This is a genomic window from Naumannella huperziae, from assembly GCF_054073625.1.
Window position 1 is genome coordinate 1,725,493 of record NZ_JBSXPH010000001.1, and the last position, 20,142, is coordinate 1,745,634.

Annotated in this window: 22 protein-coding genes; 14 read left to right on the top strand and 8 right to left on the bottom strand. The window is 71.4% G+C overall.

Annotated elements, in window-relative coordinates; genetic code table 11:
- Nucleotides 1-71: 71 nt before the first annotated feature.
- A complete protein-coding gene (locus ACXDC7_RS08285; RefSeq protein ID WP_459221821.1) occupies nt 72-920 on the top strand; it encodes a DUF3097 domain-containing protein in 849 nt (282 codons plus the stop codon).
- Nucleotides 921-939: 19 nt separating this feature from the next.
- Here the strand turns inward: ACXDC7_RS08285 and ACXDC7_RS08290 are convergent, their stop codons facing one another.
- Together ACXDC7_RS08290 and ACXDC7_RS08295 are read right to left on the bottom strand one after the other, a co-directional pair.
- Nucleotides 940-1,155 carry a hypothetical protein gene (locus tag ACXDC7_RS08290; protein ID WP_459221822.1) on the bottom strand — a complete coding sequence of 72 codons (216 nt, stop codon included), beginning with the start codon at nt 1,153-1,155 and terminating at the stop codon, nt 940-942.
- 14 nt (nt 1,156-1,169) lie between these two features.
- Nucleotides 1,170-2,201 (bottom strand): LacI family DNA-binding transcriptional regulator, encoded by a 1,032-nt coding sequence (locus tag ACXDC7_RS08295; RefSeq protein ID WP_179443982.1) that lies wholly within the window; start codon nt 2,199-2,201, stop codon nt 1,170-1,172.
- A gap of 105 nt (nt 2,202-2,306) precedes the next feature.
- Between ACXDC7_RS08295 and ACXDC7_RS08300 the strand changes: the two genes are divergently transcribed.
- Nucleotides 2,307-3,092: an inositol monophosphatase family protein gene (locus ACXDC7_RS08300; RefSeq protein WP_459221823.1), complete on the top strand. Its 786-nt coding sequence runs from the start codon at nt 2,307-2,309 to the stop codon at nt 3,090-3,092.
- A gap of 1 nt (nt 3,093) precedes the next feature.
- Here the strand turns inward: ACXDC7_RS08300 and ACXDC7_RS08305 are convergent, their stop codons facing one another.
- Nucleotides 3,094-3,951 carry an MBL fold metallo-hydrolase gene (locus ACXDC7_RS08305; RefSeq protein ID WP_459221824.1) on the bottom strand — a complete coding sequence of 286 codons (858 nt, stop codon included), beginning with the start codon at nt 3,949-3,951 and terminating at the stop codon, nt 3,094-3,096.
- Between the two features lie 99 nt (nt 3,952-4,050).
- Here ACXDC7_RS08305 and hrcA point away from each other — a divergent pair, with 99 nt between their 5' ends.
- Genes hrcA through tgt form a run of 4 tightly spaced genes read left to right on the top strand, consistent with a single transcriptional unit; the run spans nt 4,051 to nt 8,263 of the window.
- Entirely contained in the window at nt 4,051-5,058 is a 1,008-nt protein-coding gene (gene hrcA / locus ACXDC7_RS08310) for a heat-inducible transcriptional repressor HrcA (RefSeq protein ID WP_179443980.1), read from the top strand.
- A gap of 24 nt (nt 5,059-5,082) precedes the next feature.
- Nucleotides 5,083-6,294, top strand: coding sequence for a molecular chaperone DnaJ (dnaJ, locus tag ACXDC7_RS08315; RefSeq protein WP_459221825.1), 1,212 nt, complete (start codon nt 5,083-5,085; stop codon nt 6,292-6,294).
- Nucleotides 6,291-7,025 carry a 16S rRNA (uracil(1498)-N(3))-methyltransferase gene (locus tag ACXDC7_RS08320; RefSeq protein ID WP_459221826.1) on the top strand — a complete coding sequence of 245 codons (735 nt, stop codon included), beginning with the start codon at nt 6,291-6,293 and terminating at the stop codon, nt 7,023-7,025. The genes dnaJ and ACXDC7_RS08320 overlap by 4 nt, the downstream gene beginning before the upstream one ends.
- Entirely contained in the window at nt 7,022-8,263 is a 1,242-nt protein-coding gene (gene tgt, locus ACXDC7_RS08325; protein ID WP_179443977.1) for a tRNA guanosine(34) transglycosylase Tgt, read from the top strand. The genes ACXDC7_RS08320 and tgt overlap by 4 nt, the downstream gene beginning before the upstream one ends.
- A 72-nt stretch (nt 8,264-8,335) precedes the next feature.
- Here tgt and ACXDC7_RS08330 read toward each other — a convergent pair whose 3' ends face one another.
- Together ACXDC7_RS08330 and ACXDC7_RS08335 are read right to left on the bottom strand one after the other, a co-directional pair.
- Nucleotides 8,336-9,064, bottom strand: coding sequence for a queuosine precursor transporter (locus tag ACXDC7_RS08330; RefSeq protein WP_343045834.1), 729 nt, complete (start codon nt 9,062-9,064; stop codon nt 8,336-8,338).
- Nucleotides 9,065-9,104: 40 nt separating this feature from the next.
- Nucleotides 9,105-9,521 carry a hypothetical protein gene (locus ACXDC7_RS08335; protein ID WP_179443976.1) on the bottom strand — a complete coding sequence of 139 codons (417 nt, stop codon included), beginning with the start codon at nt 9,519-9,521 and terminating at the stop codon, nt 9,105-9,107.
- Nucleotides 9,522-9,567: 46 nt separating this feature from the next.
- Here ACXDC7_RS08335 and ACXDC7_RS08340 point away from each other — a divergent pair, with 46 nt between their 5' ends.
- Nucleotides 9,568-10,089, top strand: a complete 522-nt coding sequence (locus ACXDC7_RS08340; protein WP_179443975.1) for a DUF5709 domain-containing protein — start codon at nt 9,568-9,570, stop codon at nt 10,087-10,089.
- 231 nt (nt 10,090-10,320) lie between these two features.
- Here ACXDC7_RS08340 and ACXDC7_RS08345 read toward each other — a convergent pair whose 3' ends face one another.
- Nucleotides 10,321-11,034, bottom strand: coding sequence for a CDP-alcohol phosphatidyltransferase family protein (locus ACXDC7_RS08345; RefSeq protein WP_459221827.1), 714 nt, complete (start codon nt 11,032-11,034; stop codon nt 10,321-10,323).
- Between the two features lie 216 nt (nt 11,035-11,250).
- Here ACXDC7_RS08345 and ACXDC7_RS08350 point away from each other — a divergent pair, with 216 nt between their 5' ends.
- From ACXDC7_RS08350 to ACXDC7_RS08370, 5 genes are read left to right on the top strand one after another with little or no spacing between them, the layout of a single operon-like run.
- The gene (locus ACXDC7_RS08350; RefSeq protein WP_459221828.1) at nt 11,251-12,237 is read left to right on the top strand and encodes a PhoH family protein; all 987 of its coding nucleotides are present in this window, start codon (nt 11,251-11,253) and stop codon (nt 12,235-12,237) included.
- Nucleotides 12,234-12,686 carry an rRNA maturation RNase YbeY gene (ybeY, locus tag ACXDC7_RS08355; protein ID WP_459221829.1) on the top strand — a complete coding sequence of 151 codons (453 nt, stop codon included), beginning with the start codon at nt 12,234-12,236 and terminating at the stop codon, nt 12,684-12,686. Before ACXDC7_RS08350 ends, ybeY begins: the two co-directional genes overlap by 4 nt.
- A complete protein-coding gene (locus ACXDC7_RS08360; RefSeq protein ID WP_179443971.1) occupies nt 12,683-13,996 on the top strand; it encodes a hemolysin family protein in 1,314 nt (437 codons plus the stop codon). The genes ybeY and ACXDC7_RS08360 overlap by 4 nt, the downstream gene beginning before the upstream one ends.
- Complete coding sequence (gene era, locus ACXDC7_RS08365) at nt 13,996-14,967, top strand: GTPase Era (RefSeq protein ID WP_459221830.1); 972 nt, start codon at nt 13,996-13,998, stop codon at nt 14,965-14,967. The genes ACXDC7_RS08360 and era overlap by 1 nt, the downstream gene beginning before the upstream one ends.
- A complete protein-coding gene (locus tag ACXDC7_RS08370; RefSeq protein WP_179443969.1) occupies nt 14,967-15,695 on the top strand; it encodes a glutamine amidotransferase in 729 nt (242 codons plus the stop codon). The genes era and ACXDC7_RS08370 overlap by 1 nt, the downstream gene beginning before the upstream one ends.
- Here the strand turns inward: ACXDC7_RS08370 and ACXDC7_RS08375 are convergent.
- Entirely contained in the window at nt 15,683-16,912 is a 1,230-nt protein-coding gene (locus ACXDC7_RS08375; protein WP_459221831.1) for an aminotransferase-like domain-containing protein, read from the bottom strand. The two genes, ACXDC7_RS08370 and ACXDC7_RS08375, sit on opposite strands and share 13 nt — an antisense overlap.
- An 86-nt stretch (nt 16,913-16,998) precedes the next feature.
- Here ACXDC7_RS08375 and ACXDC7_RS08380 point away from each other — a divergent pair, with 86 nt between their 5' ends.
- On the top strand, nt 16,999-18,912 hold the full coding sequence (locus tag ACXDC7_RS08380; RefSeq protein WP_459221832.1) for an ABC transporter ATP-binding protein: 1,914 nt from the start codon (nt 16,999-17,001) through the stop codon (nt 18,910-18,912).
- Here ACXDC7_RS08380 and ACXDC7_RS08385 read toward each other — a convergent pair.
- The gene (locus tag ACXDC7_RS08385) at nt 18,901-19,758 is read right to left on the bottom strand and encodes an MOSC domain-containing protein (protein ID WP_459221833.1); all 858 of its coding nucleotides are present in this window, start codon (nt 19,756-19,758) and stop codon (nt 18,901-18,903) included. The two genes, ACXDC7_RS08380 and ACXDC7_RS08385, sit on opposite strands and share 12 nt — an antisense overlap.
- Nucleotides 19,759-19,892: 134 nt before the next feature.
- On the opposite strand from ACXDC7_RS08385, the gene ACXDC7_RS08390 reads away from it, so the two are divergent.
- Nucleotides 19,893-20,105, top strand: a complete 213-nt coding sequence (locus ACXDC7_RS08390) for a heavy-metal-associated domain-containing protein (protein ID WP_179443966.1) — start codon at nt 19,893-19,895, stop codon at nt 20,103-20,105.
- Nucleotides 20,106-20,142 lie beyond the last annotated feature (37 nt).

Below are 20,142 nucleotides of genomic sequence, written 5' to 3' on the forward strand. Positions count from 1 at the left end.
GCTGGGCCCGACCCGGGCGCCGCGCCGCGTGGCGGCGCGGCGCCCGGGGCGTACCGGTCTAGCCTGCCTCGGTGGCATCATCCGGCGACCGGTACGGCACCGACGTCCTCAGCCCCGGCTGGCAGCGCGCGGGCAGGCCCGCGAGCTCCGAGGTCCCGCTCGCGCTCGACCTGGTCGTGGAGGAGCCCAGCTCGGGCTTCTGCGGGGCCGTCGTCCGCTGGGAGAACGGTCTCGTCGTGTTGGAGGACCGGTCGGGCAAGCGGCGCAGCTTCCCGATCGGCCCCGGCTTCTGGATCGACGGGGCGCCGGTGACGCTGGTCCGTCCGCGCCGGGGGCCTGCCGCGCAAACGCGTACCCGCAGCGGGTCGCGAGCTTCCGACACCTCGGCGAGGACGGCGCTGCCCAGCCGGATCTTCGTCGAGGGCAGGCACGATGCCGAGCTGGTCGAGAAGATCTGGGGAGACGATCTTCGACACGTCGGGGTCGTGGTGGAGTATCTGAACGGCGTGGATGATCTTGAGGCGGTCGTCGAGGAGTTCGCGCCGCGGCCGGGTCGCCGGCTCGGCGTGCTCGTTGATCATCTCGTACCCGGATCGAAGGAGGCCCGGATCGCCGCGCGGGTCGCGTCCGGGCCGCACGGGGAGTTCGTCTTCGTCACCGGGCACCGGTTCATCGACATCTGGGAGGCCATCTCGCCCGAGCGGGTCGGCCGTCCGGCGTGGCCCCGGGTCCCGAAGGGCGAGGACTGGAAGACCGGCGTCTGCCGGGCGATGGGCTGGCCGCACGAGAGTCCGGCCGACATCGGGAAGGTGTGGACGGCGCTGCTGAAGCGGGTCCGCTCCTGGGATGATCTTGATCCGCGGCTGCTGACCGAGGTCGAGAAGTTGATCGACTTCGTCACCGCCGATCATCCCGCCTGAGTTCGCCGGCGGCCGCGGGTCAGCTCGTCCGGTAGCGCGGGGCGGGGCGGCGGCAGGGCTCGATCCGCTCGGCCCAGCGCAGTTGTGCCCGCGCGATGCCGCGCAGGCCGGCCACGAGGACTCCACGCGCGGCGGCGAAGCGCGGCGGCGCGGGGGAGTCGTCGATCATCGGGGCGTCCGGCAGTGCGGAGCGGTTCTCGGCCCGGATGGTCTCGATCGGCATCGGGTAGTACACGGCAATCTCCTTGATCAATCGGTGGTCGGGACGGGGCCGGTGGTGCGGCGTACCACCAGCTCGGTGGGCAGGGTGATCTGTTCGGTGGGCTCGGCCTCGCCGATCAGCAGCTCGCCGACGAGGCGGCCCTTCTCCTCGATCGGCTGGCGCACGGTGGTCAGTCCGGCGGCCGCGGCCTCCGGCACGTCGTCGAAGCCGGCCACCGAGATGTCGCCGGGCGCGTCGAGTCCGCGCACGGCCAGGGCATCCAGCGCGCCCAGGGCGAGCACATCGCTCAGCCCGACGATGGCGGTCGGTCGGTTCCGCGAGTCGAGGACGTGCGCGGCGGCCAGGCGGCCGGCCTCGCGGGTGTTGTGGCCGCCGGTGAACACCCGGATCCGGGCGTCGGGCAGCGCGGACTCCAGCCCGGTGATCCGCGGCGCGAGGTAGGTGCCGCGCCAGTCCTGGCCGAGCCCCCGGGGCTGTTCGCGCCCGCTCTCCAACTCGTCGCAGAGCACGACGATCTCCCGATGGCCGAGCGCCGCCAGGTGTTCGCCGAGCTGCCGCCCGACCGCCCGGTCGTCCACGGCCACCCAGCAGCCCTGGGGGGAGACGTCGGTGCCGATCAGCCGGACGCCGCGGCGACGCGCCAGCTCGATCAGGTCGCCGCGGGTGGTCAGGCAGAGCGCGGCCATGCCGTCGACCTGCGCGCGGCGCGCCGCCTCGATCCCGTCGGGGTCGTCGTCGTTGACCGGCAACAGCAGCAGGCTGGTGCCGTGCTGCTCCAGGACGCGGGTGAGCGAGCGGATCAGCGCGATGGCGTAGGGATCGGAGAAGGCATAGGACAACTGCTGGTGGGTGACCAGGCCCACGGAGCCGGACCTGCCGCGGCGCAGGCTGCGGGCCGAGGCGTCCGGGCCGGCATAGCCGAGGTCCTCGGCCTTGGCGAGGATCCGGTCGCGCAGCTCGGCCGACAACTGGTCGGGCTTGTTGTAGGCATTCGACACGGTCGCGGCCGACACCCCGACCGCCTCGGCGATCGTTCGCAGCGTCACCCGGTTGGTCATCCAGGCCCCCCTCGGTTCGTCCCAGCACTGTCTGTATCGATTAACTAGAACGATACAGAACGAGCCGCCGGGTACGCAAGGTCACCCGTGTGCGAGTGTTTGTCCGTGCCGAGATTCACCCTGGACGACACCTCCACCGAGTCCGTGCTCGGGCTGCTCGAACGGGTCGCCGCCGAGATCATCAACCCGCGTTTCCGCGCCCTGAGCGGCGGACAGATCGCCGAGAAGAAGCCCGGCGACTACGTGACGATCGCCGATCGGGAGTCGGAGGCGGCACTGACCGAGACCTTGCAGGCGGCCGATCCGGGAGCCTTCGTGGTCGGCGAGGAGGCCGTCGCGGCCGATCCCGGCCTACTGGACCGGCTGGCCGCCGCCGAACACGCCTACGTGATCGATCCGCTGGACGGCACCCGCAACTTCGTCCGCGGCTCCGACGATCACGCCATGCTGCTCGCCGAACTGCGCGACGGCGAAGCGGTGCGCGGGTGGATCTGGCAGCCCCAGCACCAGCTCGCCGTCGTCGCCGAGCGGGGTCGCGGGGTGCTGCGCAACGGCGCCCGGGTCGTCGCCCCGCCGGTCAACGACCCGCCGAATGTCGCCACCTCGATGTCGACCAGGCACTTCGACCCGCCGGGAATCGAGGCGGTGCGGACGCGCTGGTGCTGCGGGGTGGACTATCCCGATCTGCTGGCCGGCACGATCGATGCCCTGGCGTACCGCAATCCGAAGCCGTGGGACCACGCGGCGGGCGCGCTGATGGTGCGCGAGCTGGGCGGCGTCGTGCGGTTCGCCGACGGCACCGATTATGTCCCCGGCCGGCCGGTCGAGTCCGGGCAGATCCTGTTGGTGGCGTCCTCGCCCGCGGTCGCCGAGCAGATCGGGCGGGGCTGACTCAGCTCCCGCCGCGCTCCAGCACGATCGGCAGTTGCGGTCGCGCCCGGACGCCGGCCGAGGCGAGTTCGGCGTAGGCCCGCGCGATGTGCGGCGCGACGGTCTCGGTCGGCCAGGGCCAGTTGCCCGCCGCGCCGGCATCGGCCTCGGCGATGCCGCGCTCGATCAACGCGCGTGCCTCGCCCGTGACGGCCGCCAGTTCGGCGCGCTGGGTGATCACGTCGGTACGCGACATCGGGCCACCGTGCCCGGGAATCACCACCGCGTCCTCGCCGAGCACCCCGACCAGACCGTCCAGCGTCGCCGGCCACTGGCCGAGCGCGCTGTCGGGGCCGGCCTGCGGCACGCCCGCCGACTCCACTAGGTCGCCGGCGATGACGACCTTCGAGTCCGGAACGACCACGACCAGATCGCCCTCGGTGTGGCCGGGGCCCAGGTGGACGATCTCGACCCGGCGACCGGACAGATCGATCCCGCGGGCCAGGTGCAGCAGGGTGGTCGGCGCCACCAGGTCGGCCGGGGACAGGCCGAGCCCGGCGAGATCGGCGGCCGTCGCCGGATCCTCGAGGCGGTTGGCGAGGCTGGCATGGCCGAAGGACGGTACGCCGGCCAGCCCCGCCAGCCCGAACCAGTGATCGCGGTGGCCGTGCGTGATCACCACGCCGGCGGGATCGGTGCCGGTCAGCTCGACCACGTCGGCGCGCAGCCGTGCCCCCTGCTCCGGGCTCGAACCGGTGTCCACCAGCAGTCCCGGCGCCCGCGGCGTACCGCCGAGCACCAGGGCGATGTTGACCGAATCCGGCTCGGCGACGGCCACCAGCACGCCCGGCGCGGCCTCGCGCCACTCGAGGAAAGTCACCTCGCCAGCCTAACCGCGCGCGAGCGCTAGACTGGCACTCCGCTGCAGAGAGTGCCAGCAAACCGGGTGCCAGCCATTCGCGAGAACCAGGAGGGGGCTGTGGACGATCGCAAGCTCGACGTGCTGCGCGCCATCGTCACCGACTACGTGTCCAGCCACGAGCCGGTCGGGTCGAAGGCGCTGGTCGATCGGCACAATCTCGGCGTGTCGTCCGCGACCGTCCGCAACGACATGGCCGTGCTGGAGGACGAGGGCTACATCACCCAGCCGCACACCAGCGCGGGCCGGATCCCGACCGACAAGGGCTACCGGCTGTTCGTCGACCGGATCGCCGCGCTGAAGCCGCTGTCGCCGGCGGAGTCGCGAGCCATCCAGGCCTTCATGTCGGGCGCGCTGGATGTCGACGACATCGTCACCCGAACCGTCCGGCTGCTCGCCCAGGTGACCCACCAGGTGGCGATCGTGCAGTACCCGATCGTCTCCTCGGCAACCGTCCGCCACATCGAGCTGGTGCCCGTCAGCGACGATCGGGTGCTGGTCGTGCTGATCAACTCGACGGGGCGGGTCGAGCAGCGCACGGTGGAGACCGGAGAGATCGCCCATGCCGACGTGGCCGAGCTGGCGGAGCGGATCAACGCCCGGCTGGTGGGTGAGCGGCTGGCGGCCGCCGCGGAGTCCCTCGACGGCCTGCCCGGGTCCGTGCCCGAGCGGCTCGCTGCGACCGCGGGCAAGCTCGCCGCGGCGCTGGGTACGATGCTCGACACCGAGGTCGCCACCCGCGTTGCCGTCGGCGGCGTACCCAATCTGACCAGCTTCGGCCCCGGTTTCGACGCGGTACGCCCGGTGTTGGAGGCACTTGAGGAACAGGTCGTGCTGCTCACCTTGTTGAGCGAGGTGGGTGATGACCCGGTGACCGTCCGCATCGGCGCGGAGAACCCCTACCGGGAGCTGAGCGCGACCTCGGTCATCGCCAGCGACTACGGGCAACACGCCGGCGTCCGGGCGAGCCTCGGCATCGTCGGCCCGACCCGGATGGACTATCCCTCGACCATGGCCTCGGTCCGGGCGGTGGCGCGCTATGTCGGGCGCTTCCTGTCCGAGCGCTGAGCCGGAGAACGACGAAGGAACCAGATGAGCATGGACTACTACGCGGTGCTCGGCGTGGAACGCAGCGCGTCCGCGGAGGAGATCAAGAAGGCCTACCGCCGGATGGCGATGAAGGTGCACCCCGATGTCGCGCCGGGCCCGGAGGCGGCGGAGAAGTTCAAGCAGATCTCCGAGGCCTACGAGATCTTGTCCAATCCGGACAAGCGGGCCCTCTACGACCGCGGCGGCGATCCGCGGATGGCCGGCGCGGGGTTCGGCCGCGGTGGCGGGTTCGGGCCGGGCTTCGGCGGCGGTTTCACCGGCGGAACGGCCGGCTTCGACTTCGGCGACCTGATCGATGCGATGTTCACCGGGCAGACCGGCCCCCGCGGCCCGCGCTCGCGGGTGCGGCGCGGGCAGGACTCGGCGGTCCCGATGACGCTCGACCTGGCGGAGGCCGCGTTCGGCACGACCGTCGAGACGACCATCGACACGGCGGTACGCTGCGCGACCTGCGAGGGCCAGGGGACCCAGCCGGGCACCCGGCCCGAGCGCTGCAACACCTGCCGGGGCGCCGGTGAGATCACCCAGATGCAGCGGATCGGGATCGCGGGCATCCGCACCTCCCAGCCCTGCCCGAACTGCCGGGGCTTCGGCGTGACGATCCCGCACCCCTGCGTCGAGTGCGACGGCGAGGGCAGGGTCCGGCAGACCGAGACGCTGCAGGTGAAGATCCCGGCCGGGCTGGAGGACGGCGTGATGATCCACCTGCCCGGGCGCGGCGAGGTGGGACCGGGCGGCGGCGAGCCGGGCGACATCTACGTCAAGATCGCGGTCCGCCCGCATGCCGACTTCCGCCGCGACGGCAACAACCTGGAGCTCGTCGTGCCGATCCCGATGACCGCGGCAGCCCTGGGCACCCGGGTCGACGTGCCCACCCTGGAGGCCGACCTGGTCGCCGCCGGGCGCGAGGACTTCGCCGATGCCGAGACGACGGTCGAGGTGGAGGTGCCGCCGGGCACGCAGTCGGGGACCAGGATCGCGCTGCCCAATCGCGGCATCCCGCGCCGCCGCGGGCGCGGGCGCGGCGAGCTGGGCGTCACCTTCCTGGTGCAGACGCCGACCAGGCTGACCAAGGAACAGCGCGAGCTGCTGGAACAACTTGCCGCCGAGCGGGACGAGACGCGCGTCGAGGTGCGCGGAGGAGCCGGGCGCGGGATGTTCGGGCGGTGGAAGGACCGCCTGGCCGGCCAGTGAGCGACCCCGTCTTCCTCGCCGACGCGGCCCGCGATGCGGCGATCGGTGACGCACTGGTGCTCGACGGGCCCGAGGGCCATCACGCCTCGGTGGTACGCCGACTCCGCGCCGGCGAGTCGATCATCGTCGCCGACGGCGCCGGCGCCGCCGTCCGGGGACCGGTCACCGAGGTGGCCAAGGGCCGGGTCGCCATCCGGGTCGACGAGCGGCTCGCCCGGACCGAGACCGGCCCACGGTTCGCGGTCGCCCAGGCGCTGGCCAAGGGTGATCATGCCGAGCGGGCGCTGGACATGCTGACCGAGGTCGGTGTCGCGGAGATCATTCCGTGGCAGGCGGCCCGGTCGGTGGTGCGCTGGCAGGGGGAGCGGGCGGCGAAGTCACTGGCGAAGTGGCGCGCCGGTGTGCGCGAGGCCACCAAGCAGTCGCGGCGCTTCCGGGTGCCGGAGGTCTCGACGCCGGTCGGGACGGCAGACCTCGCCCGGCGGGTAGCGGCCGCGGATCTGGCGCTGGTGCTGCACGAGGAGGCCGATGATCAACTCGCCGAGCTGGCGCTGCCGACCTCCGGGGAGATCTTGATCATCGTCGGGCCCGAGGGCGGGATCGCGCCCGAGGAGCTGGATCGCCTGGTTGCCGCCGGCGGGCGGCCCGCGTTGATCAGCGACGGCGTGTTGCGTACCTCGACCGCCGGGGTGGTCGCCCTGGGTGCCTGCCGGAACCGGGCGCGATCATGACGGGTTTCTCCTTCGAGGTGGGCGATCGGCTCGCCGGCGAGCGCGGGCGTACCGGTGTGATCACGACCCCGCACGGCAGGATCGAGACGCCCGCGTTCATCGCCGTCGGCACCAAGGCGACCGTGAAGGCCGTCCTGCCGGAGTCGATGCGTGAGCTCGGCGCGCAGGCCCTGCTGGCCAACGCCTACCACCTGTATCTGCAGCCGGGCAGCGACATCGTCGAGGCGGCCGGCGGGCTGGGCCGATTCATGAACTGGCCGGGCCCGACGTTCACCGACTCCGGCGGCTTCCAGGTGATGAGCCTCGGCGTCGGCTTCAAGAAGGTGCTGGCGATGGATGCGGCGGGCCTCGGCGACGACGACGTGATCGCCGCCGGCAAGGAGCGGATGGCCCATGTCGACGACGACGGCGTGACGTTCAAGTCCCATCTGGACGGCACGATGCACCGGTTCACGCCGGAGGTCTCGATGCGGGTGCAGCACCAGATCGGTGCGGACGTGATCTTCGCCTTCGACGAGCTGACCACACTGATGAACACCCGCGGCTACCAGGAGCGTTCGCTGGCGCGGACCCAGGCGTGGGCGGAGCGGTGTCTCGCCGAGCACGGCCGGCTGACCGCGGCGCATCCCGGGCGCCCGTACCAGGCCCTGTTCGGCGTGGTGCAGGGGGCGCAGTACGAGGACCTGCGGCGGAGGGCCTGTCGTGATCTTGCCGCGAGCGAGGTCGACGGGCGGCGCTTCGACGGGTACGGGATCGGCGGCGCGCTGGAGAAGGAGAACCTCGGCACCATCGTCGGCTGGTGCGCCGACGAGCTGCCCGAGGACCGGCCGCGGCACCTGCTCGGCATCTCCGAGCCCGACGACTTCTTCGCCGCGATCGCCAACGGCGCCGACACCTTCGACTGCGTCTCGCCGTCACGGGTGGCGCGGAATGCGGCGCTCTACACCCGCGACGGGCGGTTCAATGTCAACACGGCGGCGAACCGGCGCAACTTCGCCCCGGTGGACGAGGAGTGCGACTGCTACACCTGCGCGCACTACACCCGGGCGTACCTGCATCACCTGTTCAAGGCCAAGGAAATGGTGGTGAACACGCTCGCCACGATCCACAACGAGCGGTTCATCGTCTCGCTGGTCGACGACATCCGGGCGAGCATCCGGGCGGGCGACTTCGCCGCCTTCCGCGAGGAGTTCCTGGGCCGCTACTACGCCGGCCGCCGCAGCACCGCACCGTCCTGACGCTCGCCACGCGGGCCGGCGGCCGGTTCCGCGTCAGGCCGCGGCGGGCCGGGATGCCCAGGCCCGCGAGCGTCAGGACGGTGCGGTGACCTTGCCGTAGCTGGGCTCCGCGCGCTTCAGCCAGCCGGTCACGCCGTAGGTCACCGGCAGCAGACCTGCCTCGACGGCGAGCTTCCAGACGAAGCCGACGATCACATAGTTCAGGAAGTCCGAGACGGTGGCGATCCCGAGGCCGGTGGCGGCGATCGCGCAGAACACGGTGGTGTCGACCGCCTGGCCGACGACGCTGGAGCCCAGCACGCGGGCCCACAGCGAACGCTCGCCCGTGCGCTCCTTCAGCTTCACCAGCACGAACGAGTTCAGGAACTCCCCGCACAGGTAGCCGGCCAGGCCCGCCGCCACGAACTGCGGCACCACGCCGATCACCGACTCCAGCGCCGCCTGGTTGTCCCAGAACGGCGCGCCCGGAAGCTGCAGCGTCAGCCAGAAGCACACCGTCATCAGCAGCAGGGACCCGAAGCCGAGCATGATCACCCGGCGCATGGTGCGAAAGCCGTAGACCTCGCTGATCACGTCGCCAAGCACATAGGCCAGCGGGAACAGGAAGAACGCGCCGTCGGTGACGATCCCGCGGACCTGCAGCGGCCCGAGATCGAACTGCAACTGGGGGAACAACAACACCCCCTTGGTCACCACCACGTTGCTGATCAACATCACCGCGATGAACAGCGCGAGCAGCCCCATGAAGTGACTGCTGCGAGGCTGCGCGAAGTTCGCCCGCGCGGGCTCTGTCTGGGTCACGGCGAAATGTTCGCAGGATCGCCTCGCGGGTGGCGAATCCTCAGCGCAACGGCTGCCCCGCGCCCGCGGCCCGGCCGCGGAAATGCTCGGCTCGGGCCTGCGGCGACAGGTTCAGCAATCCGCTGTCCAGGCAGATCACCTGCTCGATCAGGCGCTGGTGATCACCCCCCGTCAGCGAGAACTTCCGACAGGCGGCGAGCGCCTGTTCCCAGATCAGCAGCACCCGGTTCTTGGCGACCTCGACCGGCGGCGACTCCCGCGTCCCCAGTCCCAGGAAGCCCGACTCTGCCGGTTCCGCGCACAGCGCGCGAAACAGCGGGTCGAGCTCGCCGTCGGTGATCAGGTAGCGCTGGGCGAAGGCGTAGCCGAACATGTGCCCGGCGAGCAGGTACGGCTCCGCCGCGGCCATCTCGGTGTAGGTGGCGAAGGTCCGCGGCGGTCCAGGGGGCTGGCTCATGGCGTCATCCTGCACCGGGCCGGGGGCATCGTGGCAGGGTGGGGCCATGAGCGAGCAGAACGATCAGTACGAGCAGGTTCCCGACGAGTCCGAGCAGCTCGACCAGCTTTCGGAGGACGATTCGCTGATCGATCGTGGGGTCGAGGATCCGCTGGACGAGGGCTACATCGCGCCCGACCAGTGGTCGGCCGGCGAGGGGTACGGGAACACGGCCGCCGAGGCCGAGCAGGGCGAGTCGCTCGACATGCGCCTGCGTCAGGAGAATCCCGATGTCGGGCCGGGCAGCTACGGCGGTGAGGGTACGCCGGAGCAGGAATGGGGCGCCAACAATCCCGGCACCGGTGACCTGCTGGAGGGTCGGGAGGAGGCCGAGGAGTTCGACGATCCCCGCGGGTCCGATTCGATCAACGATCCCGAGGTCGGCAACCAGCGCGCCGGCCGGCTGGTCGATGCGGAGACGGTGGACGGCGAGGACGTCGAGTCCGAGGTCCTCGGCACCGATGTCGGTCTGGCCGGCGGCGCGGCGAGCGCCGAGGAGGCCGCCATGCACATCGTGGACGAGCACTGACGACGGCCATCCAACTGACGGGCCCTCGTTCTCCGAGTCGTGTCGTCAGTTATCGCCCCCCGGACGTGGTCCCAGGCGGCGAGAGCTCACGAGGAGATCGGGGCCTCGCCCGCCTCGGCGTACCGCATCGCGCGGTGGAGAGCGTCGCGGGTCGCGTTCCTTCCGCAGGTGATGCCGCCATCCGGGGCTCGGAGCGGGCATAACTACGGAAACAATCGAGCGGGGGGGCGTTCAGCGGTTGCGGCGCAACCAGCGCAGGTCGCGGCCGAAGGACCAGGCGAGGGCGGCCAACGCGACCAGCAGCGCGCCGGTGCCGACCGGCGCGGGTGCCAGCCCGCTCAGCGCGACCAGCAGGGTGATCGGCTGCGCGGCCGCGATCACGCGCCGGGCCAGGCTGTAGGGCAGTGGCCGGCGCAGCCACGGCCAGCCGAGGCCGGCGGCGGCAAAGACATAGCGCGCGGCGCCGATCGCAAGCACCCAGCCGCCGTACTCGCGCGCGGCCAGGACCGACAGCACCGCGATCAGCAGCGCATCCAGCTCCATGTCGAAGCGGGCGCCGAGATCGCTCGCCGATCCGGTGCGCCGCGCCACCGCGCCGTCCACCCCGTCCAGGACGACCGCGAGCGCGCCCGTGGCCAGCAACAGCACCGACACCCGCGCGGAGTCGGCGATCACATAGGCGGCGAGCATCGCGACACAACTGACCAGTACCGCCCGGACCAGCGTCACCCGGTTGGCCCACCCGAGCCCGAGCGGGAGCCGGGCCGAGGGGCCCCAGAGCAGCGCGAGCGACCCGGCGGCGATCACCAGCCCGGACAGCAGCGGCGCGGCGCCGAGGGGCGCCGCGAGGGCGAGCGCGCAGATCGCGGCCACCCAGCCCGCGCTCCAGCCCAGCAGCTCGGCCCGGGGGCGGCGGGTCGTCGCCCGGGGCTCCGGCGTGCTCATGGCCGCCAAGGCTAGCGCCCGCCGGCGGCGGTCGCGGCCACGTCATCGCACCCATCGAAGCCGGTGGACGAGGCGGTCGCGGCGGATAGAATTGCGCGCAGCCGGCCCCGCGCCGGACCCAGCCACCGGAGGACTCCCATCACACCCGACACCACCACAACCACCGCGCGCCAGCCCGGCGGCAGCCGGCAGATCGTCGTTCCGCCGTCGATCGACATGGTCACGGTGCTCGGCCCGGCAGATGAGTTCCTGCGTACCCTCGAACGCGAACTGGATGCCGATGTGCATGCCCGGGGCAACGAGATCACCCTGACCGGCGACCCCGACGCCCTCGCGCTCGGCGAGGACGTGCTGAACGAGATGGTCGCCGTGATCCGCACCGGCCAGGGCCTGACCGCCGACGCCGTCGAGCGGATCATCGCGATGATGCGCAGCGCTGAGGCGAGCCCGGCGGAGGTGCTGACCCAGAACATCTTGTCCAATCGCGGCAAGACGATCCGGCCGAAGACGCTGAACCAGAAGCGTTATGTGGACGCCATCGACCAGCACACCGTCGTCTTCGGGATCGGCCCGGCCGGCACCGGCAAGACCTATCTGGCGATGGCAAAGGCCGTGCAGGCGCTGCAGAACAAGGAGATCAACCGGATCATCCTGACCCGGCCCGCGGTGGAGGCCGGCGAGCGGCTGGGCTTCCTGCCCGGCACGCTGAGCGACAAGATCGATCCCTACCTGCGCCCGCTCTACGACGCGCTGCACGACATGGTCGAACCCGACTCGATCCCGCGCCTGCTGACCGCCGGGACGATCGAGGTCGCGCCGCTGGCCTACATGCGCGGCCGCACGCTGAACGACGCGTTCATCATCCTCGACGAGGCGCAGAACACGTCGATGGAGCAGATGAAGATGTTCCTCACCCGGCTCGGCTTCGGCGCCAAGATGGTGGTCACCGGTGACGTCACCCAGGTCGACCTGCCCGGCGGCCAGCGCTCCGGCCTGCGCGCGGTCGAGGGGATCCTGGACGGCGTCGAGGACATCGCCTTCTGCCGGTTGACCAATCACGACGTGGTACGCCACAAGCTGGTCGGCCGGATCGTCGCCGCCTACGACCGGTTCGAATCCCTCTCCGACACCTCGCGTGAGCTGCCCGGCAACCGTGCGGCGCGGCGCGAGGCCGCCCGCGGCGTCGCCAGGGGCGGCGCGTGAGCATCGACCTGACCAACGAGTCCTCCTCCGAGGTCGACGAACGCGGACTGATCGCGCTCGCCGGCTACTGCCTGGACGCCCTGCGGATCCATCCGCAGGCCGAGCTGTCGATCGTGTTCGTCGACGCCGACACGATGAGCGGCTACCACGAGCGGTTCATGGGCGAGCCGGGACCGACCGACGTGCTGAGCTTCCCGATGGACGAGCTGCGGCCGCCGCGCGACGACGAGGAGCCGCCGGAGGGGCTGCTCGGCGACATCGTGATCTGTCCGGAGGTGATCGCCGAACAGGCGGCCGAGCGCGGGCGCGATGTCGCCGGCGAGACCGAGTACCTGCTGGTGCACGGGCTGCTGCACCTGCTCGGCTATGACCACGCCACCGACGCCGAACGGGCCGAGATGTTCGGGCTGAAGGACCGCCTGCTCGCGGATCACCGCGCCGCGCGATGAACGGCGCCCAACTGGCGATGGTGGTCATCGCCCTGGTCCTGACCGTCCTCGTCGGAATCCTGGCGGTCGCCGACCAGGCCCTGCGGGTGATCACCCCCGAGCGGGCGGCCGGGGCGCTGGACGAGGGCCGCCGGGGTGCCGGCAGCCTGTTGATCATCTCCCGCGATCCCGCCCCCTTCCTGAACACCATCCTGCTCGTCCGGATCATCTGCGAGATCTCGTCGGTGGTGCTGGTCACGCTCGTCGTCTCCGACTTCTTCGGTGCCGACTGGGTACGCCTGGTGATCACGGTGGCGGCGATGGTGGTCGTCTCGTTCATCGCCTGGGGAGTGGCCCCGCGTACCCTCGGGCGCCAGCACGCCGGCCGGATCGCCCGCGCCGTCGCCGCACCGGTGCGGGTGATCACCGCGATCCTCGGCCCGCTGCCCAAGTTGATGATCATGATCGGGAATGCCCTGACTCCGGGCCGCGGCTATTCCGACGGGCCGTTCGTGAACGAGGACGAGCTGCGCCAGTTGCTCGACATCGCCCGCTCCTCGGAGGTGATCGAGGCCGGCGAGCAGGAGATGATCCACTCGGTCTTCGAGCTCGGTGACACCGTCGTCCGCGAGGTGATGGTGCCGCGCCCCGACATGGTCTGGATCGAGCAGCACAAGACGCTGCGGCAGGCGGTCTCGCTGGCGCTGCGCTCCGGCTACAGCCGGATCCCGGTGATCGGCGACGGCGGGGTCGACGATGTGGTGGGCATCGTCTATCTCAAGGACCTGGTCCGCGAGGTGTTCAACGCGGCCGCGGCGCAGGGCCGGCCGGTGGCCGAGATCGCCCGGCCGGCCACGTTCGTGCCGGAGTCCAAGCACGTCGACGCGCTGCTGCGTGAGATGCAGGCCACGCGTACCCATATTGTGATCGCGGTCGATGAGTACGGCGGCACCGCCGGCCTCGCCACCATCGAGGACATCCTGGAGGAGATCGTCGGCGAGATCGTCGACGAGTACGACATCGGCGAGGTCGCGCCGATCACCCGGCTGGACGATGGTCGCGTCCGGGTGACGATGCGGCTAGGCCTGGACGAGCTGGACAGCGAGTTCGGGGTGCACACCGATGCCGACGAAGACGTCGAGACGGTCGGAGGGCTGATGGGCAAGGAACTGGGCAAGGTGCCACTGGCCGGATCGGTGGTGCGGGTGGCCGGTCTGGAGCTGGAGGCCGAGCAACCCACCGGGCGGCGCAATCGCGTGCACACGGTGCTGGTCCGCCGGCTCACCGATGCCGAGCTGGAAGACGCCGATGCCGAGGCGGCGGTGGACTGATGGGTGCCCCCGATCAGTCGAACCCCGATCAGTCGAACCCCGGTCAGTCGGGCCCGGACTTCAGGTCCGGTTTCGCCTGCTTCGTCGGTCGGCCCAATGCCGGCAAGTCCACGCTGACCAATGCGCTGGTCGGCTCCAAGATCGCGATCACCTCGTCCAAGCCGCAGACCACCCGGCATGCGGTACGCGGCATCGTCAGCCGGCCCGCAGCCCAGCTCGTGCTGATCGACACCCCCGGTCTGCATCGGCCCCGCACGCTGCTCGGCGAGCGGTTGAACGATGTCGTCCGCGACACCTGGAGCGAGGTCGACGTGGTCGGCGTCTGCCTGCCCGCCGACCAGCGGATCGGCCCGGGGGACCGCTACCTGCTCGGCCAGCTCGCCGAGCTGGACCGCGTACCCACCCTGATCGCGATCGCCACCAAGGCCGATCTGGTCGGCCCCGAACGGATGATCGAGCACCTGTCGGCGATCGACGCGCTGCAGGCCGAGCTCGGGCTCACCTTTGCCCACATCGTGCCGGTCTCGGCCACCGACGGGAACAATCTCGACCGGCTGGCCGATCTGATCATCGACGAGCTGCCCGCCGGGCCGGCGTACTACCCGGACGGGGAGATCACCGACGAGCCGTCGGAGACCCTGGTCGCCGAGCTGATCCGCGAGGCCGCGTTGGAGGGGGTACGCGACGAGCTGCCGCACTCGATCGTGGTCACCGTCGAGGAGATGGGACTGCGACCGGGCCGTGCCGAGGATCGCCCGCTGCTCGACATCTACGCCAACCTGATCGTCGAGCGGGACTCGCAGAAGGGGATCATGATCGGCCACAAGGGATCCCGGCTGCGTGAGGTCGGGGCCGCCGCCCGGGCCCAGATCACCCGCCTGCTCGGCACGCCGGTGCACCTGGACCTGCGGGTGAAGGTGCTCAAGGACTGGCAGCGCGACCCCAAGTACCTGAACCGGCTGGGCTTTTGATGCGGCCCTTCGTGTTGCTCGCGACGCGTGATCACGACGAGGCCGCCGACGACGAGTACGCCTCCTACCTGTCGATGGGTGGCCTGGCCGCCGACGAGCTGGTCCGGGTCCGGCTGGAGCGCGACCCGCTGCCGGGCTTCGAGCTGGCCGAGGTCTCGGGTTTCATCCTGGCCGGTAGCCCGTTCAACGCCTCGGATCCCGATGATCGCAAGTCGCCCACCCAGCTGCGCGTGGAGACCGAGCTCGGCAGCCTGTTGCGCCGGGTGGTCGCGCACGACTTCCCGTTCCTCGGCGTCTGTTACGGGGTGGGTACGCTCGGGCGGCTGCTCGGCGCAACGATCGACCGCCGCTTCGCCGAGATCACCAATGAGGTGACGGTGACGCTGACCGCCGACGGCCGCGCGGACCCGGTGTGTGCCGGGCTGGCGCCGATCTTCCGGGCCTTCGTCGGGCACAAGGAGGCGGTCAGCGCGCTGCCGGAGGGGGCCGTCCTGCTGGCCCGCGGCGAGGCCTGTCCCGTGCAACTGTTCAGGTACGGCGCGAATGGCTATGCCACCCAGTTCCATCCGGAGCTGGACGGGCCGGCCTTCGCCCGCCGGATCGACTTCTATCGCGATGCGGGCTACTACCCGCCGGAGCGGGCCGAGGAGCTGATCGACGCGGCGCTGGCCTCGCCGGCCAACTCGGGCCGCCTGATCGGCAACTTCGTGGAGCGCTACCGGCGCTGATCGATCAGGTCCGCGAGCACCCCGACACCCGCGCGGATCCGATCCTCGGGCACCGTCACGTAGCTCAGCCGCATCGTGTTGGCGCCCTCCCCGGGCGCGGCGAAGAACGACGCGCCGGGCACGAAGGCGACACCGGCCTCGACCGCGGAGATCAACAGCTTCTCGGCGTCGAGGCCCTCGGGCAGGGTCAGCCACAAGAACATGCCGCCCTCCGGCCGGGTCCAGTGCACGCCGGCCGGTGACCGTTCGGCCAGCGCCGCCAGCATCGCGGCGCAGCGCTGCCCGTAGGCCTCGCGGACCCGCGCGATCTGCCTCGGCAACACCTCCTCGACCAGCTCGGCGATGATCATCTGGTTCAGCGTGGGGGAATGCAGGTCGGCCCCCTGCTTGGCCTGCACCAGCTTGTCGATCACCGCGCCGGGGGCGAGCACCCAGGCATCGCGCAGGCCGGGGACGAGCGTCTTGGAGAAGGTGCCCAGCGAGATCACGCGTACCGACTCGATGTCCCCGCCGGCCCGTGCCAGGGCCAGCTCGAACAGCGACGGCTGTGCCTGACCGCGGAACCTGAGGTCGGAATAGGGGCCGTCCTCGATGATCAACAGATCGTGCCGTTCGGCGACGTCCAGCAGGGCCTCGCGGCGTTCGCGCGACAGCGTGCGGCCGGTCGGATTCTGGAAGGTCGGGATGGCGTACAGCAGCCTGACCGGCTGCTCGGCGAGCAGCGCGTCCAGCCCGTCGGGGGAGATGCCGTCGTCATCGGTGGGGACCGCGACGAACCGTGCGCCGTAGGGCCGCAGCGCCTGCAGCGCGCCGAGATAGGTCGGATTCTCCACGGCCACCAGGTCGCCCGGGTCGAGCAGCACCCGGCCCAACAGGTCCAGGCCCTGCTGGCTGCCGCTGACGATCTGCACGTTCTGCGCGGGTACGCCGGCGCGATCGCCCAGCCAGGCGCGCAGCGGCGGGTGTCCCTCCGTGGTCGAGTACTGCAGCGCCGCGGGCCCGTAGCGGTCCAGCACGGCGCCGGTGGCCGCGCGCACCTCCTCGAGCGGGAACAGCTCCGGTGCCGGAAGCCCGCCGGCGAAGGAGATGATGTCGGGGCGCTGGGTGACCTTGAGGATCTCCCGGATGGTGCTGGCGGTCATCTGTTCGGCGATGCGGCTGAGCCGGACCGGGCGTGTCGACATCGCGGCCTGGCCGGTTGTGGGGCGGTCGTGCATGGCCGCAGCGTAACCCGCGGCCGCGCTGGTGAGGTGCGCAATTCCCGTTGGACCTCAACCGCGGTGCAGGGCATAGCGTGGGCGACATGAGCATGGATGTCACGGCGTGGAACTCGTTGTACAACGCGATGCACGCCCAGTCGGACCGGCGGCCGTTCTCGGCCGCGACGGTGCGGCGGATCGGTGGCTTCGCCCGGCCGCACCGCGGCGCGCTGATCGCCTTCCTCGTGGTCGGCATCGCGACGGCCGCGACGGCGGTCGCGACCCCGGTGCTGGCCGGCCGGGTGGTCGATGCGATCACCGCGGGCGGCCCGACGGCGCTGGTGATCACCCTCGCGGTGGCGATCGCGGCGATCGCGCTCGCCGAGGCCGGGCTGAACCTGCTCGGCCGCTGGCTCTCGGCGCGGATCGGTGAGGGGCTGATCTTCGATCTGCGTACCGTGGTGTTCGATCATGTCCAGCGGATGCCGATCGCCTTCTTCACCCGGACCCGCACGGGGGCCCTGGTCAGCCGGTTGAACTCCGATGTGATCGGCGCCCAGCGCGCGTTCAGCGGGACGCTGTCCGGGGTGGTCAGCAATCTGGTCACGCTGATCCTGACGCTGGTCGTGATGCTCGGCATCTCCTGGCAGATCACGCTGCTCAGCCTGGTGCTGTTGCCGATCTTCGTGATCCCGGCCCGTCGGATGGGGGCGCGGCTGGCGCGACAATCCAGGGAGGCGGCCAACCACAACGCGGTGATGACCTCGCAGATGACCGAGCGGTTCTCCGCACCCGGCGCGACGTTGATCAAGTTGTTCGGCCGTCCCGAGCGGGAGTCGGCGGAGTTCGGGGTGCGCGCCGGTCGGGTGCGCGACATCGGGGTGCACACGGCGATGCTGCAGGCGACCTTCACCAATGCGCTGACGCTGGTCTCGGCGCTCGCGCTGGCGCTGGTCTACGGGCTCGGCGGGGTGTTCGCGGTGGCCGGCCAGTTGCAGGCGGGCGATGTGGTCGCGCTGGCGCTGTTGCTCACCCGGTTGTACGCCCCGCTGACCGCCCTGGCCGGCGCCCGCGTCGACCTGATGAGCGCGCTGGTCAGTTTCGAGCGGGTCTTCGAGGTCCTCGACCTGGAGCCGCTGATCACGGATGCGCCGGATGCGCGCGCGGTGCCCGCGGACGACGCTTCGGGCAACGGGGTCGGCCTCGAGTTCGACGACGTCACCTTCGCCTATCCTGCCGCGGGCAAGGTGTCGCTGGCCTCCCTGGAGGAGGTCGCCGTGCTCGACCAGCGCGGCGGGGAGGATGTGTTGCACGACGTGTCGTTCACCGCGGCACCGGGTCGGATGATCGCGCTGGTTGGCTCCTCCGGGGCGGGCAAGTCCACCATCGCCCAGCTCGCCGCGCGCCTCTACGACACCGACTCCGGGGCGGTACGCCTCGGCGGCGTCGATGTCCGCGAGCTCAGCGCCGTCTCGATCAAGCAGACCATCGGCATGGTCACCCAGGACGGCCACCTGTTCCATGCCTCGCTGGCGGAGAACCTGCGTCTGGCGTACCCCGAGGCGACCGATGACGACCTGTGGGACGCGCTGGGCCGGGCCCGGCTCGCCGAGGTGGTCCGGGCGTTGCCCGACGGCCTCGACACCGTGGTGGGGGAGCGCGGCTATCGGTTGTCGGGCGGCGAGCGGCAGCGGCTGGCGATCGCCCGCCTGCTGCTGGCCCGGCCGCAGGTGGTGATCCTGGACGAGGCGACGGCCTCGCTCGATGCGACCTCGGAGGCTGCCGTGCAGGCGGCGCTTGCGGAGGCGCTGGCCGGGCGTACCTCGCTGGTCATCGCGCACCGGCTGTCGACCATCCGGGCCGCCGACGAGATCCTGGTCGTCGAGGCCGGCCGGATCGTCGAGCGCGGTGATCACGCCTCACTGCTGGCCCGCGGCGGCCGGTACGCCGAACTGCACCGCACGCAGTTCGCCGGTGGCGACGACGCTCGCCGGTCGGGTTGTTGCTCAGCCGCCTGACCGGGCAAGCACCTCGACCGGGTCGCCCACCCGGATGGTGCCGGGCTGTTCGGGGATCAGGTGCCGGGCGAGCCAGGTCCGGCCGTCCCAACGCCGGTGCCGGGCGAGGCTACGGATCGGCTCCTTGCCCTTCTCCCGGGTGTCCGGGTCGATGGTGGTCATCACGCAGCGGTCGACCGACTTCACCCCCCGCAGCCGCGTTCCGCCGAGTCGCACCTGTGTCCAGGCGTCCTCCTCGAACGGTTCGCCGCCGGCCACCACGACATTGGGCCGGAAGCGCTGTGGCGTGATGGGCGAGCCGGCCGGCTCGTCCAGTTCGGCGCGGCGCTCGGCGACCCAGGCGTCGACCTGCCGCACCGATGCCTCGCCCAGCACGGTCACCGGGTAACCGTCCTGGAACGCGGCGTGATCGCCCGGCCGGCTGTACTCGGGGTTCAGGGTGCGCTGTCGCGGGTCGTGGCAGTGCACCAGGTGCACATCGGGACGGCGCAGCGCCTCGCACAGCCAGGCGTCCGCCTCGGCGCCGACCCGCAGTGCCTGCCAGGCCGGCCGCGTGAACAGCCGGACGGTGAGCTGGTGTGCAGCGGCAGCCTCGGCGAGCTCCAGCGTCCCGGCTCCGGGCGCGGACAGCCGCAGCGCGGCGCCGCACGCGGGGTCGGTCTGCGGGGTGTCGGCGACGATCGTGAACAGCGCCGGCAGTTCGCGCGCCGTGATCGCCTGCCCGGCCTCGTCCACCACCATCCACTCTCGGTCGCCGCGCAGCCCGGCGGGGCCGACCGTGGCGGCGTCGACGGGTCGGATCGCGGCGCTCTTGACGGGGTGCAGGTTCAACGCGGTGACGATCACCTGCGCAAGTCTGCCGGGGATCCGGATCGGGTCGCGAACGTCTTGCAAAAATACCGTAGGGGGGTATATTCGGCGCCAACGATTGATTACCCTCGAGGGGTATCCAGGCCGGCAATCACACGGGAGGCGAGACGATGGGCACCGCGGACTACACCGTCACCGGGATGACCTGCGAGCACTGCGCGGCATCGGTGTCGCGGGAGGTCGGTCGGGTCGGGGGTGTCACCGGCGTCGAGGTCGACCTGGCCTCCGGCCGGCTCACCGTCCTCAGTGACCAGCCCGTGCCGACCGACGGCATCCGGGCCGCGGTCGGCGAGGCCGGCTACGACCTGGCCGACGCCGAGTGATCGGGGGCGGACGGTGAGCGTGCCGGGCGAGCTGACC